Genomic DNA, 14,070 nt, shown 5'->3' on the forward strand with positions numbered 1-14,070 from the left:
GTTCAGCGGGTCTCGTTTGCCTTCTGCAGCCAGATGCTGCCAATGTCCAGTGCGTTGTACAGGCCATTCTTGGTGGTCTGGCGGAACACGCGGGCCTCAGGGGCCAGGCTGTCGTTGGTGGAAAAGACCTGAATGTGTACCTTATCGGCCACATCCATGCCGCCCACGGATTTGGTGCTCAGGATCTGCATCCGCAGCACATAGGGGTCGGTCATACGGCCGTAATACAGCTCGTTGTCCTTACGGACGAGGGGCTTGCCTTTATAAGTCAGTTTCGGTGTAAATGGCATCGTGAAAGCCTCCCTATCGTTTGATACACTTTAGTATAACACATCTGGCAGGATGGATGCAAGCCGCAGGGGCCGTACAGGCAGATTTTTCTTTGCGGACAGTTTCTGCTTGACAAACCACGGGCAGATGTGATATCTTTGACCCAGAAGAACGGGTTTGCCTGCTGACGGAACGTTGTGGAGCACCACAGTGCAGACAGAACCGGGTTTTGTTACGCCGACCGTCTGGGCAGCCTTGCGCTATTGGTGCGCAAAGCTGTCCTTTTTGCATTTCAGGGAGGATTTGAGCATGAAGTCTGATATCGAGATCGCACAGGAAGCCAAAATGAAGCCCATCACCGAGATCGCTGCCTCGCTGGGCCTTGCCGATGAGGATGTGATCCCCTATGGCCGCTACAAGGCCAAGATCAACCACCGCCTCATCCACAAGGCATCCAAGCAGGGCAAGATGGTCCTGGTCACGGCCATCAGCCCCACCCCGGCAGGCGAGGGCAAAACCACCACCAGCGTGGGCCTGGCCGATGCCATGAACGCTCTGGGCAAAAAGACTATGCTCTGCCTGCGTGAGCCCAGCCTTGGCCCTGTGTTCGGTGTCAAGGGCGGCGCGGCCGGCGGCGGCTATGCCCAGGTGGTGCCCATGGAGGATATCAACCTCCACTTTACCGGTGATCTGCATGCCATCGGCACCGCAAACAACCTGCTGGCTGCCATGATCGACAACAGCATCCAGCAGGGCAACCCCCTGAACATCGATCCCCGCCGCATCACCTGGAAGCGCTGCATGGATATGAACGACCGCCAGCTCCGCTTCATCGTGGATGGTCTGGGCGGCAAGGTGAACGGTACCCCCCGTGAGGACGGCTTTGATATCACCGTTGCCAGCGAGGTCATGGCGATCTTCTGCCTGGCCACCAGCATCTCCGACCTGAAGGAGCGGCTGTCGAAGATCGTCTGCGCCTACACCTACGAGGGCAAGCCCGTCACGGCTGGCGACATCGGTGCCGCCGGTGCCATGACCGCGCTGCTCAAGGATGCCCTTGACCCGAACCTCGTTCAGACGCTGGAAAACAACCCCGCCATCATCCACGGCGGCCCCTTTGCCAACATTGCCCACGGCTGCAACAGCGTCATGGCCACCAAGCTCAGCCTCTCACTGGCCGATTACGTCATCACGGAGGCAGGCTTCGGTGCAGATCTGGGTGCCGAGAAGTTCCTGGATATCAAGTGCCGCTATGCCGGCATCGCCCCCAGCGCCTGCGTGCTGGTGGCCACTGTCCGTGCCCTCAAGAGCCACGGCGGCGTTGCCAAGGCTGACCTGAACCAGCCGAATCTCGAGGCTGTCAAGGCTGGTGCCTCCAACCTTGTGCGCCACATCGACAACCTGAAGAACGGCTTTGGCCTGCCTGTGGTGGTGGCCATCAATGCCTTCCCCACCGACACCCCGGAGGAGCAGGCATACGTTGAGCAGGTCTGTGCCGAGCAGGGCGTGCCCTGCGTCCTGAGCGAGGTGTTCGCCAAGGGCGGCGAGGGCGGCAAGGCTCTGGCCGAGAAGGTGCTGGAGGTCATGGAGGATCGTCCCATCCAGTACGTCTACCCGCTGGAGATGCCCTTGAAGCAGAAGGTGGAAGCCATCGCCAAAAAGATCTACCGTGCCGATGGTGTGAATTTCAGCGCCGCCGCTTCCAAGACGCTGGCCGAGCTGACCGAACTGGGCTACGGCGACCTGCCGGTCTGCATCGCCAAGACCCAGTACAGTTTCAGCGATAACGCCAAGCTGACGGGTGCGCCCACCGGCTTTACCATGGAGGTGCGGGAAGTCCGTCTTGCCGCCGGTGCCGGTTTCGTGGTGGTCATCTGCGGCAACATTATGACCATGCCCGGCCTGCCCAAGAAGCCCGCCGCCGTCAATATCGACGTGGATGCTGAGGGAAAGATCACGGGGCTGTTCTGATTGAAAAAATATGAAGTCCCATGTCCGCACCGTTAAGGTGCTGGGTATGGGACTTTTTAGCTCAACAAATCGGAAGCGGTGGAGAAAAAGATGAAAGCTTACCACATGAGTCAGACACTGCAAGTTGGGGATAAATTAAAAGCTGGATACAAGAGAAATGAAATTCGTTGTAGAGAGGTTATCAGCACATTAGAACAATCTGAACAGTGTCTCGAAACAACGATTGCGTCGATGAAATTGCAAGGTGATGAATGGCGTGAATATGTAAAATGGTGTGTTGAAGGAATCTTTGAATTTGTAAGAGAAACCGAATTTTCTTTTCTTCCAAGCCGTTTAAATTGCAGCTACTATTTCGACAATATTGAATATTATAAAGTGTTATATGAAGCTGGCTGGGCTCAGAAATCGGAAGAAGAGAGAACGCAAATTCGACTTTTTGAGGTTGACCTTGAAGAAGAGAAACCTACAAAATATGATATGCTTCTTTTCGATGAAGCTTTTGATGTTATGTTGAACACAAAAAATATAAAGGGTGTAGTAGAATGCGCCCGAAAATATTTTTCTGGAGAATGTAGCAATAACCCTGTTTGGGAAATTATGAGTGACAAACCGGCGATAGCAACAAAAGATATAACGGAAATCTTACTTGATTGCCTTGGCCGGGTCAAACAATGAAAACATTTAGTTTTATTGTTTGGCAAATCAAAATACCATTCTATGAAATCCCTGTGTTAGGCCACTCTCCCTTTTCTATATACAAATCAACTATAAGATGTTATGCAGAAATTATTCTGAGGCTGAAAGTTTCCAGTGATCCGGAAGAATACAAAAACTCTATTATCACGATGTGGAGCATCAGCCAGAAACGCTTCCGTCGTCTTTTGCGTCAGAGTGAGATACTTTACAAAAAGGGATAAATGTGGTATCCTAAACATAGGATAAGAAAGGTATTTGAGGTGGTCAATTTCGTGGCAGCCACACGCCGATGGTAACGACAAGGGCTTAGGCTCTGAGAGATGCAGGAGAACGCCACGCCTGCCAAATACCAATCGATGGGGAACGGTTTAGATGCCGTTCCCCGTTCCTGTTTGTATGACAAAACCGCCCTTCCGGTTTGATACCGGAAGGGCGGTTTTTCTATACGAATATTCAGCTTAAGCCGTCTGTTGGCCCACGGTGTGGGTGGCGAGATATTCCACCCAGGCGGGGTAGCCCTCGGGCTTGATGTGGATGCCGTCGGGTTGGGCGTATTCGGCTTTCAGGTCACCATTGTCGTCGGCAAGGGCTTCCCACAGGTTCAGAAAAGCGCAGTTCTTTTCCAGCGCAATGGCAGCCAGCTCATTGTTGATCTCGCACAGCCGCTCTTTGTACAGGCCGGGATGGCTGCTGCGCACCTCGGGCCGGACAGGCGTAATGGACTGCACGTAGATCTGCGTGTTGGGCAGGGCCTGGGAGATCATATCCAGCATGAGCCGGTAGTAGGTGAGAAAGCTGGAATAATCCCCGTCCCGGTTGAGCACGTTGGTGCCCAGCAGGATATACAGCACCGGGGGCTGCCGGGCTGTCAGCACCTCCATGGGGACCTCGGTGCCGCCATCGGAGCGCTTGCAGGTGGTGCCATTGACCACAACGCTGGGGTTTGCGCCCCGGTAGGCGCAGAAAGAGGCCTCCGGCAGGCCGCTGGAATAGATCTGCATCCCCTGCGTCAGGCTGTCGCCCAGAAAACAGACGTTGGCAAAATAACTGCGGTCCACGGCGGTGGTGCGGTCCAGCGCGGCCAGCCGGAAATCCATGGCGGTGGACCCGGCAGAGGTGGTCTGCACGGTCAGCCGCCGCGCGGGCGTGTAGCTGATGGTGTTCCACTCGCTGCTCTGCAGCTCCTGCTGGAAGATGGTCGGGCCCTGCACGGCGGCAGGGCTCTGCTCCCGATGGAGGTGCTTCCACAGCAGGCCTACGGCGCTGAGCAGGATGAGCAGCACCAGCAGCCCGGCAACGGCAAAAGTCCTGCGCCAGCGCTTGCGCAGGATGCGGCGGCGGTATTCCTGATAATCGGCCATAAAAACACCCGGCTTTCTTTGTGTTCGTTACCCTCATTATACAGCACCCGGCGGGGCCGTGCAAGTGGGCCGTGCTACTTTACGGCGGCAGATGCTTTGTGGTATAATCATCATGGTTTAGTATGAAATCCTGTCGGCGGCGGGTGCCGCTGGCGTAACTGAGAAAGCAGGAATCAAAATTTATGCTGCAAAACCCTGAATTGCATTATCTGGACAACGCCGCAACCACCATCGTGGCCCCGGAAGTGGCGGATGTCATCAACAAGGCCATGCGGGAGCACTGGGCCAACCCGTCCAGTCTGTATGCCCCCGGTGCCCGGAGCGAGGAAGCACTGAACGCCGCCCGCGCCGCCGTGGCCCGTACTCTGGGCTGCAAGAGCCGGGAGCTCTATTTTACCTCCTGCGGCAGCGAGAGCAACAACATGGCCCTGCTGGGCGCGGCCCTGACCCGCAGGTTTGGCAAGGGCATCGTGGTGTCCGGCTTTGAGCACCCCAGCGTGCAGAAGCCGCTGGAGCGTCTGGCCGCCATGGGGTATGATGTGACCGTGGTGGACCCCGGCCCGGACGGTACGCTGGACATCGACCGGATGCTGGAGCATGTGGACAAAAACACCATCCTTGTGGCCTGCATGATGGTCAACAACGAAGTCGGCACCCGGAACGATGTGGAGCGCCTGGCCGCCGAGGTCAAGCGCCGCAACAGCCGCACCATCGTCCATGTGGATGCCGTGCAGGCCTGGATGCGGGTGCCCATCAAGCTGGCGAACATCGACACGCTGGCTGTCAGCGGACACAAGATCCACGCGCCCAAGGGCATTGGTGCGCTCTACCTGAGCGACAGCCTGTATCAGGCGTTCCAGGCTCCCTATCTGGGCGGCGAGCAGGAGCGGGAGAAGCGCCCCGGCACCGAGAACCTGCCCTATGCGCTGGGCCTTGCTGCCGCGGCCACCCGCCTGAACAAGACCATGAAGAGCCGGGATGCTGCTGTGCGCGCCCTGAACCTGCGCCTGCGGGAAGGGCTGAAAGCCTTCCCGGAGGTGGTCATCAACAGCCCGGACAATGCGGTGCCCGAGGTGCTGAACTTCAGCGAGAACTGCATCAAGAGCGAGACCATGCTGGCCCATCTGGCACAGCAGCAGGTCTATGTCTCCTCGGCCAGTGCCTGCGGCCGGGGGCAGCCCAGCCACACCCTTGCCGCCATGGGCAGGGACCCGCTGGCCATCGACACGGCCATCCGTGTGTCCTTCTGTGCGGACAACACCCCCGAGGATGTGGACGCATTCCTCAACGCCTTCGAGGACGGAATGAAGCATTTGCAGAGAATCAAAAAGTAAAAAAGGAAAGCATCCTCACCCTCTCAGGCCGCTCCGCGTCCAGCTCCCCCAAAGGGGGAGCTCTTGACAAAACCGGAAACTTTGCGTGGAATGCCAAGGCCTCCCACTTTGGGGGAGGTGGCAGCGCGTCAGCGCTGACGGAGAGGGTGAGCCAGCTATAATTAAGGAGAACTCTATGCGTGAAATTATTATGGGCTATCAGGGCGAGATGTCCCTGAAGGGCCTGAACCGCAACCAGTTTGAGTCGGCCATGATGAAGATCCTGCGCTACCGGCTCAAGACCGTGGGCAAGTTCAAGGTGTACTGCACCCAGTCTACCTTTTATATGGAGCCCGAAGAAGAGGACGTGGACATGGATCTGGCCTTTGACCGGGTGCGCACCGTGTTTGGTCTGGCGGCACTGAGCCGTGCCGTGGTCTGCGAAAAGGATTTTGATACCATCTGCCGGACTGCGGAGGAGTATCTGGGAGACAGCCTGCACGGCATCAAGACCTTCAAGGTGGAGGCCCGCCGTTCGGATAAGACCTACCCCATGACCAGCCCTGAGCTGATGCGGGAGCTGGGCGCTTACCTGCTGGGGCTGCACAACTACCTGCGGGTGGATGTGAAGAACCCCCAGTTCAAGGTCATTGTGGAGATTCGCGATTACGGTGCGTATATTCATGGCCCGAAAATACCCGGAGAGGGTGGCCTGCCCGTGGGGACCTCCGGCCGTGCCCTGAATATGCTCTCCGGCGGCATCGACAGCCCGGTGGCCGCTTACCGGATGGCAAAGCGCGGTCTGGCCCTGGATCACATCCATTTTGCGTCCCCTCCGTATACTTCTGAACGTGCAAAACTGAAAGTTAAAGCTCTGGCCCAGAAGATCACCCCCTATACAGGCAGCTCCAACCTGTTTGTGGTGCCCTACACAAAGCCCCAGGAGTATATCCGGGACAATGCCCCCGATGTGCTGTTCACGGTGCTGATGCGCCGCAGCATGATGCGCATTGCCAATCGTATTGCCACCAGACAGGGCTGCGAGGCCCTCATCACTGGCGAGAGTCTGGCTCAGGTGGCAAGCCAGACCGTCAAGGCCCTGCAGTGCACCGATGCTGCCCAGGATCTGCCCATCCTGCGCCCGCTGATCGGCATGGACAAGACCGAGATCATCGAGACTTCCCGCCACATTGGCACCTACGAGACCAGCATCCTGCCCTATGAGGACTGCTGCACCATCTTCACCCCGCCGCACCCGAAGATCCGCCCCGAGCTGGCAGAGATCCTGGAGGCCGAAGCCGCCATGCCCGGTCTGGCAGAGCTGGAGGCCGAAGCTGCTGAGAACACCGAGCGGATCCGCATCCGCATTACGGACGAGATCGAGTTTGAGGGGTGAGCGGCATGACAGCGGAGATCATCAGTGTGGGCACCGAGCTGCTGCTCGGCAACATCCTCAACACCAATGCCCAGTACCTGAGCCGGGAGCTTGCTGAGCTGGGCATTACGGTCCAGCGGGAGAGCACCATCGGCGACAATCAGGGGCGGCTGGCGGACTTTGTCAACGAGGCAAAGAACCGCTGTGACCTGCTGGTATTCACCGGCGGTCTGGGCCCCACGGCAGATGACCTGACCAAGGAGACCGTTGCCGCCTGCTATGGCGATACGCTGGTCTTTGACGAGAGCGAGTGGGAGAAGATCACCGGTTATTTTGCCCGCTCTGGCCGGGTGACCACGCCCAACAACCGCAAGCAGGCCATGGTGCCCGTAAAGGGGCGTAAGATCATCAACCACCACGGCACCGCCCCCGGTGCATGGTTTGAGCAGGAGGGCCGCTGTGCTGTCCTGATGCCGGGCGTGCCCAGTGAGATGAAGGCCATGTGGAACGAGAGCGTCCGCCCCCTGCTGATGAAGCGTCAGAACTGCACCCTGCACTCTGTCACCCTGCGGGTGCTGGGCGGCGAGAGCAGCCTGGAATATCAGGTGCGTGATCTGCTGGAAAACGCCAACCCGACTGCTGCAATCTACTGTAAGACCGGTGAGTGCGAGATCCGCATCACCGCCCGGGCTGCTTCCGATGCGGAAGGCGAAAAAATGTGCCGGGAATATGCCAAAAAGTTCTATGATCTGCTGGGCGATGCGGTGTATGATGAGGATGTGGCCGGGCTGGAGGAGACACTGGTGCGCACCTTAAAGGAAAAGGGGCTCACCCTCTCCACCGCCGAGAGCTGCACCGGCGGGCTGATCGCACAGCGTATCACCTCGGTGCCGGGCTCCAGTGAAGTGTTCGGCTACGGCTTTGTGACCTATTGGGAGGCTGCCAAGGCCAGGCTGGTGGGCGTGGAACCGGATGTCATTGCAAAGTACAATGTGGTGTCGGCCCCCGTGGCCGCCCAGATGGCGCTGGGGGCCGCGCAGGCCGCCGGTGCTGAGATTGGCATCAGCGTGACCGGCGTGGCCGGGCCGACCGGTGGAGATGCCCTCCGCCCGGTGGGCACGGTGTATCTGGGCGCGGCCCGGGGCGAGACGGTGTATGTAAAAAAGCTGTCCGTCTCCCGGCCCGACCGTGCATTGGTGCGTGCCCGTGCCGCGCAGGCCGCCCTGGAGCTGGCCCTGCGGCTGGCACAGGGAAAAGTTCCTGCAGGCACAGAGCCCCTTGCCCGGGACGCACAGCACAGCGCCGAAGCGCTGGACAAGCTGAACGAGGTGTTCCTGGGCCACTAAAAGGCAGGGGGAATGCAGGTTGACACAGCAACAGGAGACCGGGTGTGTGCTGCGGTTGTTCGGTGCGCAGTCCACAGCGGTGGGCAAAACGGTGGAAAACTTTCCGCCCCAGTGGCGGGCCGCAGCCCGGTGGAAGAGCCGGGGCGCGGAAACGCTGGTGGCCCTGCAGGCGCAGAGCCCTTCCGGGCTGAAAAAGGCCGCGCAGGCCCTGCGGCAGGCGTTTTCGGCAGACCTGTACGGGGCAGGAGAGACCACTCTGCCTGCCGCCGTGGTGGAGGCGCTGGAACGGCACGATAAGCTGCTCATCTGTGCGGATGCTGCCGCCGGTGCCCTGCTGGAAGCCCGGCTCGAGAACCTGCCCGGGGCCGAGAAGGTCTTTGATTTTGGCGCGGTGAGCTATGCCAACCCCAAGACCGGCCCGCTGATCGAAAAGCGTGCCCGTGCCCGCCTGCCCAAAGACTGCACCGACCCGCTCCGGCAGGCGCTGGCCCGGGCTCAGGCTGCCCGCCGCGTGGTGGGGGCAGATCTCTCCGCCGCCTGTGCCGAGCGGGAAAGTGACTGTGTGCTGGTGCTCAGCTGCAGGAAGGGCTGCTTTCTGCGCACCGTCCCGGCGGGGGAGAACCCCGCTCTCTGGCTGCTGGATATCATCCGGCGCACGGCGGCAAACAAGCCTCAGGCTGAGGGGACAGGCTTCCTGCCTGCCCGCAGGGCTGCAAAGAAGGATGTTCTGCCCAGCCCCCAGCCCAGGCGGCATCCCCTGCGCCGGGTGTGCATGACGCTGCTGGTGCTGGCTCTGCTGGCGGCTCTCGCCGCGGTGGGGGCGTGGAAATATACCAACGGCAATTTCTACGCCCTGCCGGAACAGCTGCGCGCTCTGCTGACGGAGCACGTTCCCCGCCCGGGGGCGACATTGGTATAGGACCGACCCTCTCCGTCATTGCTGCGCAATGCCGGAGAGGGTCTTTTTTTCTAAATTAACAGAAAGTTCACCCAAAAAACGGATAAAATCTATCCATCGGGTTTGACGGGTTTTCAGCTTTGGTGTATCATATAAACAGTATGTGGTTTTTCCGCTGTTGGGCGGCCTGCCGCCCCGATTTTTGATAGATGAGGTGTAACAATGTCCCTTGCTGAAAAACTCTTTGGCAGCTTCTCTGACCGGGAGCTGAAAAAGATCAATCCCATTACCAAAAAGGTGCTGGCACTGGAAACAAAGTATCAGCCGATGTCCGATGCCGAGCTGCAGGCGCAGACCCCGGCCCTGAAAGAGCGGCTGGCAAACGGCGAGACGCTGGATGATATCCTGCCCGATGCCTTTGCTGTCTGCCGCGAAGCTGCCTGGCGTGTGCTGGGCATGAAGCACTTCCCTGTGCAGATCATGGGCGGCATTGCCCTGCACCGCGGCTCCATTGCCGAGATGCAGACCGGTGAAGGCAAGACCCTGGTGGCCACCCTGCCCGCCTACCTGAACGCCCTGACCGGCGAGGGCGTGCACATCGTCACCGTCAACGATTACCTGGCCAAGCGCGACAGCGAGTGGATGGGCAAGCTCTACCGCTGGCTGGGCCTGAATGTCGGCCTGATCGTGCAGGGCATCGATGGCGATGCCCGCCGCCGTGCCTACAACGCCGATATCACTTACGGCACCAACAATGAGTACGGTTTTGACTACCTGCGCGACAACATGGTGACCTATAAGGACAACATGGTGCAGCGCGGCCACGCCTTTGCCATCGTCGATGAGGTGGACTCCATCCTGATCGATGAGGCCCGCACCCCTCTGATCATCTCCGGCAAGGGCGAGGATTCCTCCAGCCTGTACACTCAGGTGGACCGCTTTGTCCGCACCCTGCACAAAAGCGTGGTGGTCGAGCTGGAAGATAAGGTGGAGGCCGATGAGCAGACCGACGGCGATTATGTCGTGGACGAAAAGCACAAGACCTGCACCCTGACCGCCAAGGGCATCCAGAAGGCCGAGGAATACTTCAAGGTCGAGAACCTGGCTGCTGCTGAGAATATGACCCTGGCCCACCACATCGATCAGGCCATCAAGGCTTACGGCGTGATGCAGAAGGATATCGACTATGTCGTGAAGAACGGCGAGGTCATCATTGTGGACGAGTTCACCGGCCGCCTGATGATCGGCCGCCGCTACAACGAGGGCCTGCATCAGGCCATTGAGGCCAAGGAGGGTGTGAAGATCGCCGCCGAGAGCAAGACGCTGGCGACCATCACCTTCCAGAACTACTTCCGCATGTACAAGAAGCTGTCCGGTATGACCGGTACCGCCAAGACGGAAGCCACCGAGTTCACCGAGATCTACGGCCTGAACATCGTCACTGTGCCCACCAACCGCCCCAACATCCGCAAGGATTACCCGGACGCGGTCTACAAGACTGTCAACGGCAAGTACAAGGCTGTCATTGAGCAGGTGCTGGAATGCCACAAGAACGGCCAGCCGGTTCTGGTGGGTACCGTCAGCGTGGAAAAGAGCGAGACGCTGGCCAAAATGCTGCAGAAGTACACCCGCGATTTCAATGTCCTGAACGCCAAGAACCACGAGCGCGAGGCTGAGATCGTGGCGCAGGCCGGCAAAAAGGGTGCCATTACCATTGCCACCAACATGGCAGGCCGTGGCACTGATATCATGCTGGGCGGCAACGCCGAGTTCATGGCCAAGGCCCAGATGCGCAGGGAACACTTCTGTGAGAACCTGCTCGACCCCGAAAAGCCGCAGGATGCCGACCCGAATGCGGTGGAGCTCCTGCTGACTGAGGCCGACGGTCACGGCGACACCAACGATGAAAAGATCCTGGCGGTGCGGAAACGGTTTGAGGAGCTGTATGCCCAGTACAAGCCGGCCATCAGCGCCGAGGCAGAGGAAGTGCGCAAGGCCGGTGGTCTGTTCATCATCGGTACGGAGCGGCACGAGAGCCGCCGCATTGATAACCAGCTGCGCGGCCGTGCAGGCCGTCAGGGCGACCCCGGCGCGTCCCGCTTCTACCTGAGCCTGGAGGATGACCTGATGCGCCTGTTCGGCGGTGACCGCGTTTCCAGCCTGATGGATACCCTCAAGCTGGACGAGGATACCCCCATTGAGAACCGGATGATTACCAGTACGCTGGAGAGCGCCCAGAAAAAGCTGGAGGGCCGCAACTTTGAGATCCGTAAGAACGTGCTGAAGTACGACGACGTGATGAACCAGCAGCGCGAGATCATCTATGGCCAGCGCCGCAAGGTGCTGGACGGTGAGGATATCAGCACCGAGATGCACAACATGCTGCGGGAGAACATTGATTCCAGCTGCAAGCAGTTCCTGGCCGGAGATGTGAAGGACGAGTGGGACTTTGGTGCCCTGCGCCGCCACTATCAGGGCTGGCTGACCACCGATGCCGACTTCCACTACACTGTGGCCGATTACGACAGCCTCTCCCAGAAGGGCATCGCCGATCTGCTCTACGACCGCGGAATGCAGATCCTGCAGGCCAAGGAGGTGCGGTACGGCGCACCGGTCATGCGTGAGCTGGAGCGCATCTGCCTGCTCAAGTGCGTGGACCGGATGTGGATGGATCACATCGACAACATGGACCAGCTGCGGCAGGGCATTGCCCTCCGTGGTTACGGCCAGAAGGATCCCGTGGTGGAGTACCGCATCGAGGGCTTTGATATGTTCGACCAGATGGTGGATTCCATCCGGGAGTCCAGCATCAAGATGCTGCTGACCATCGAGGTGCGGCAGGCCGGTGCAGCCCCCAAACGGGAGCAGGTGGCCAAGCCCACCGGCGAGGGCTTTGTGCCCGGCAACGGCGCGCCCGGTGTCAAGGGTGCCCCCAAGGGCCAACCTGTCCGGGTCATCAAGATCGGCCGCAATGACCCCTGTCCCTGCGGCAGCGGTCTCAAGTGGAAAAAGTGCACCTGCGCCCAGTATCACCCTGAAGGAAGCAACGGCGGGGAAAACTGAGTTGGTAACTAAAAATTGTGTTCGTATCGGAACAGTGTCCACCGATCTTGATGCATAAACCCCATCCCCGAAAAGAACTGCTGGAATATCAGGTCAAGCAATTGATTCAAATTCTGGAACAGGAGGGACTTCTGTGAATAACACGATGGAGTACAAGGGCTATGTTGGCAGTGTGGAGTTCTCGGAGGAAGATGGCCTGTTTTATGGCAAGGTCATGGGGATCCGGGCTCTGATCTCTTACGAGGGCAGCACCGCTACAGAGCTGGTAAATGATTTCCACGGTGCAGTGGATGATTATCTGGCATTGTGCGAGGAAAACCACACAGAACCGGAATGTGCCTATAAGGGGAGCTTCAATGTCCGCATTTCCCCGGAATTGCACAAGCAGGCGGTCATTTTTGCAATGGCCCACAATATGAGTCTGAACAGTCTGGTGGAAAATTCCATTGAACAGGCTGTCCATGCAGGCTGAAAATCAAACAGAACGGGAGCTGACTGATATGTTGACTGCAAAAGAACTGCTGGGCTGTGCCCAGGCGCTGGAACCCCAGCTGGTGGAGTGGCGGCGCACCCTGCACCGTCACCCGGAGGTGGGCTTTGATCTGACCCAGACCAAGGCACTGGTGAAAAAGGCCCTGACCGAGATGGGCTACGAGCCCAAGGACTGCGGCAAGGCCGGTGTCATTGCGCTGGCAGGCGGCAAAAAGCCCGGCAAGACCATCCTGCTGCGGGGCGATATGGATGCCCTGCCCATTCAGGAGGAATCCGGCGTGGATTACGCTTCCGAGGTGCCGGGCAAGATGCACGGCTGCGGCCACGATATGCACACGGCAATGATGCTGGGTGCTGCCCAGCTGCTCAAGGAGCACGAGGACGAGATCGAGGGCACCGTCAAGCTGGAGTTCCAGCCCGCCGAGGAGATCTTCCAGGGCTCGCCCGATATGATCGCCAACGGCCTGCTGGAAAACCCCAGCGTGGATGCGGCAGTCATGTTCCATGTGCTGGGCGGAATGCCCATTCCCGCCGGTGTGGTGCTGGTGCCTGCCTGCGGCGGCATCACCATGGCAAGCTGTGAGCAGTATCACATCATCGTCCACGGCAAGGGCGGCCACGGTTCCATGCCGGAAAAGTGCATCGACCCCATCACGGCGGCGGCACACATCCACATTGCCCTGCAGGAGATCAACAGCCGGGAGCTGGATGCCCACAGCTTTGGCGTGTTCACCACCGGCCGCTTCCAGGCAGGCGCGGCCTCCAATGTCATCCCGGACAGCGCGGAGATGTGGGGCACCATCCGCACCACCGACCCCGAGGGCGCAGTGACGGAGCTGCTGCACAAGCGGATGACCGAGATCGTGCAGGGGGTGGCTACGGCTTACCGCTGCACCGCCGAGATCACCTTCAGTGATTACTGTCCCTGCATGGTGGTGGACAAGGAGCTTGCCGGCAACGCCCTGACCTATATGGGTGAGCTGCTGGGCAAGGGTGCAATGGATATGACCCCGATGACCGGCGGCAAGCCCGGCGGCGGCAGCGAGGATTTCGCGTTCGTCAGCCATGAGGTGCCCACCGTGAGCATGTTCCTGACGGCGGGCAACGCCAACGAGGGCTACACCTACGGCCAGCATCACCCCAAGGTGAAGTTTGATGACAGCGTCCTCTTTGAGGGCAGCGCGGCCTACGCCTATATGGCCCTGCGCTGGCTGCAGGAGCACAAGTGATCGGATAAAAACAAAGACCTCCTCTGGAAAACGGCCAGAGGAGGTCTTTCTATATT

General features: G+C 59.3%; 11 protein-coding genes and 1 riboswitch. Of the genes, 9 read left to right on the forward strand and 2 right to left on the reverse strand.

Features of this window, described 5'->3' with window-relative positions; translation table 11 throughout:
• Positions 1 to 2: 2 nt before the first annotated feature.
• The gene (locus GXM22_RS03840) at positions 3 to 290 is read right to left on the reverse strand and encodes a hypothetical protein (protein ID WP_005932907.1); all 288 of its coding nucleotides are present in this window, start codon (positions 288 to 290) and stop codon (positions 3 to 5) included.
• A 150-nt stretch (positions 291 to 440) separates the two neighbouring features.
• A riboswitch (ZMP/ZTP riboswitch) is annotated at positions 441 to 528 on the forward strand.
• A gap of 51 nt (positions 529 to 579) precedes the next feature.
• On the opposite strand from GXM22_RS03840, the gene GXM22_RS03845 reads away from it, so the two are divergent.
• Positions 580 to 2,241, forward strand: a complete 1,662-nt coding sequence (locus GXM22_RS03845) for a formate--tetrahydrofolate ligase (RefSeq protein ID WP_173016444.1) — start codon at positions 580 to 582, stop codon at positions 2,239 to 2,241.
• Positions 2,242 to 2,331: 90 nt separating this feature from the next.
• Positions 2,332 to 2,916, forward strand: a complete 585-nt coding sequence (locus GXM22_RS03850) for a hypothetical protein (RefSeq protein WP_035394109.1) — start codon at positions 2,332 to 2,334, stop codon at positions 2,914 to 2,916.
• Between the two features lie 479 nt (positions 2,917 to 3,395).
• Here the strand turns inward: GXM22_RS03850 and GXM22_RS03855 are convergent, their stop codons facing one another.
• Positions 3,396 to 4,298: a GDSL-type esterase/lipase family protein gene (locus GXM22_RS03855; RefSeq protein WP_005932911.1), complete on the reverse strand. Its 903-nt coding sequence runs from the start codon at positions 4,296 to 4,298 to the stop codon at positions 3,396 to 3,398.
• Positions 4,299 to 4,480: 182 nt separating this feature from the next.
• Here GXM22_RS03855 and GXM22_RS03860 point away from each other — a divergent pair, with 182 nt between their 5' ends.
• From GXM22_RS03860 to GXM22_RS03890, 7 genes are all read left to right on the forward strand, one after another.
• Positions 4,481 to 5,632, forward strand: a complete 1,152-nt coding sequence (locus tag GXM22_RS03860) for a cysteine desulfurase family protein (protein ID WP_035394251.1) — start codon at positions 4,481 to 4,483, stop codon at positions 5,630 to 5,632.
• Between the two features lie 175 nt (positions 5,633 to 5,807).
• Positions 5,808 to 7,007, forward strand: coding sequence for a tRNA uracil 4-sulfurtransferase ThiI (thiI, locus tag GXM22_RS03865; protein WP_005932913.1), 1,200 nt, complete (start codon positions 5,808 to 5,810; stop codon positions 7,005 to 7,007).
• Between the two features lie 5 nt (positions 7,008 to 7,012).
• On the forward strand, positions 7,013 to 8,332 hold the full coding sequence (locus GXM22_RS03870; protein ID WP_005932914.1) for a competence/damage-inducible protein A: 1,320 nt from the start codon (positions 7,013 to 7,015) through the stop codon (positions 8,330 to 8,332).
• A gap of 19 nt (positions 8,333 to 8,351) precedes the next feature.
• Positions 8,352 to 9,251 carry a CinA family protein gene (locus tag GXM22_RS03875; RefSeq protein WP_005932915.1) on the forward strand — a complete coding sequence of 300 codons (900 nt, stop codon included), beginning with the start codon at positions 8,352 to 8,354 and terminating at the stop codon, positions 9,249 to 9,251.
• A 201-nt stretch (positions 9,252 to 9,452) separates the two neighbouring features.
• Positions 9,453 to 12,293, forward strand: a complete 2,841-nt coding sequence (secA, locus tag GXM22_RS03880) for a preprotein translocase subunit SecA (RefSeq protein ID WP_005932916.1) — start codon at positions 9,453 to 9,455, stop codon at positions 12,291 to 12,293.
• A gap of 133 nt (positions 12,294 to 12,426) precedes the next feature.
• The gene (locus GXM22_RS03885) at positions 12,427 to 12,765 is read left to right on the forward strand and encodes a type II toxin-antitoxin system HicB family antitoxin (RefSeq protein WP_035394111.1); all 339 of its coding nucleotides are present in this window, start codon (positions 12,427 to 12,429) and stop codon (positions 12,763 to 12,765) included.
• 28 nt (positions 12,766 to 12,793) lie between these two features.
• A complete protein-coding gene (locus GXM22_RS03890; protein WP_035394253.1) occupies positions 12,794 to 14,014 on the forward strand; it encodes a M20 metallopeptidase family protein in 1,221 nt (406 codons plus the stop codon).
• Positions 14,015 to 14,070: the final 56 nt, after the last annotated feature.

The organism is Faecalibacterium duncaniae, from assembly GCF_010509575.1.
Lineage (GTDB): Bacteria > Bacillota > Clostridia > Oscillospirales > Ruminococcaceae > Faecalibacterium > Faecalibacterium duncaniae.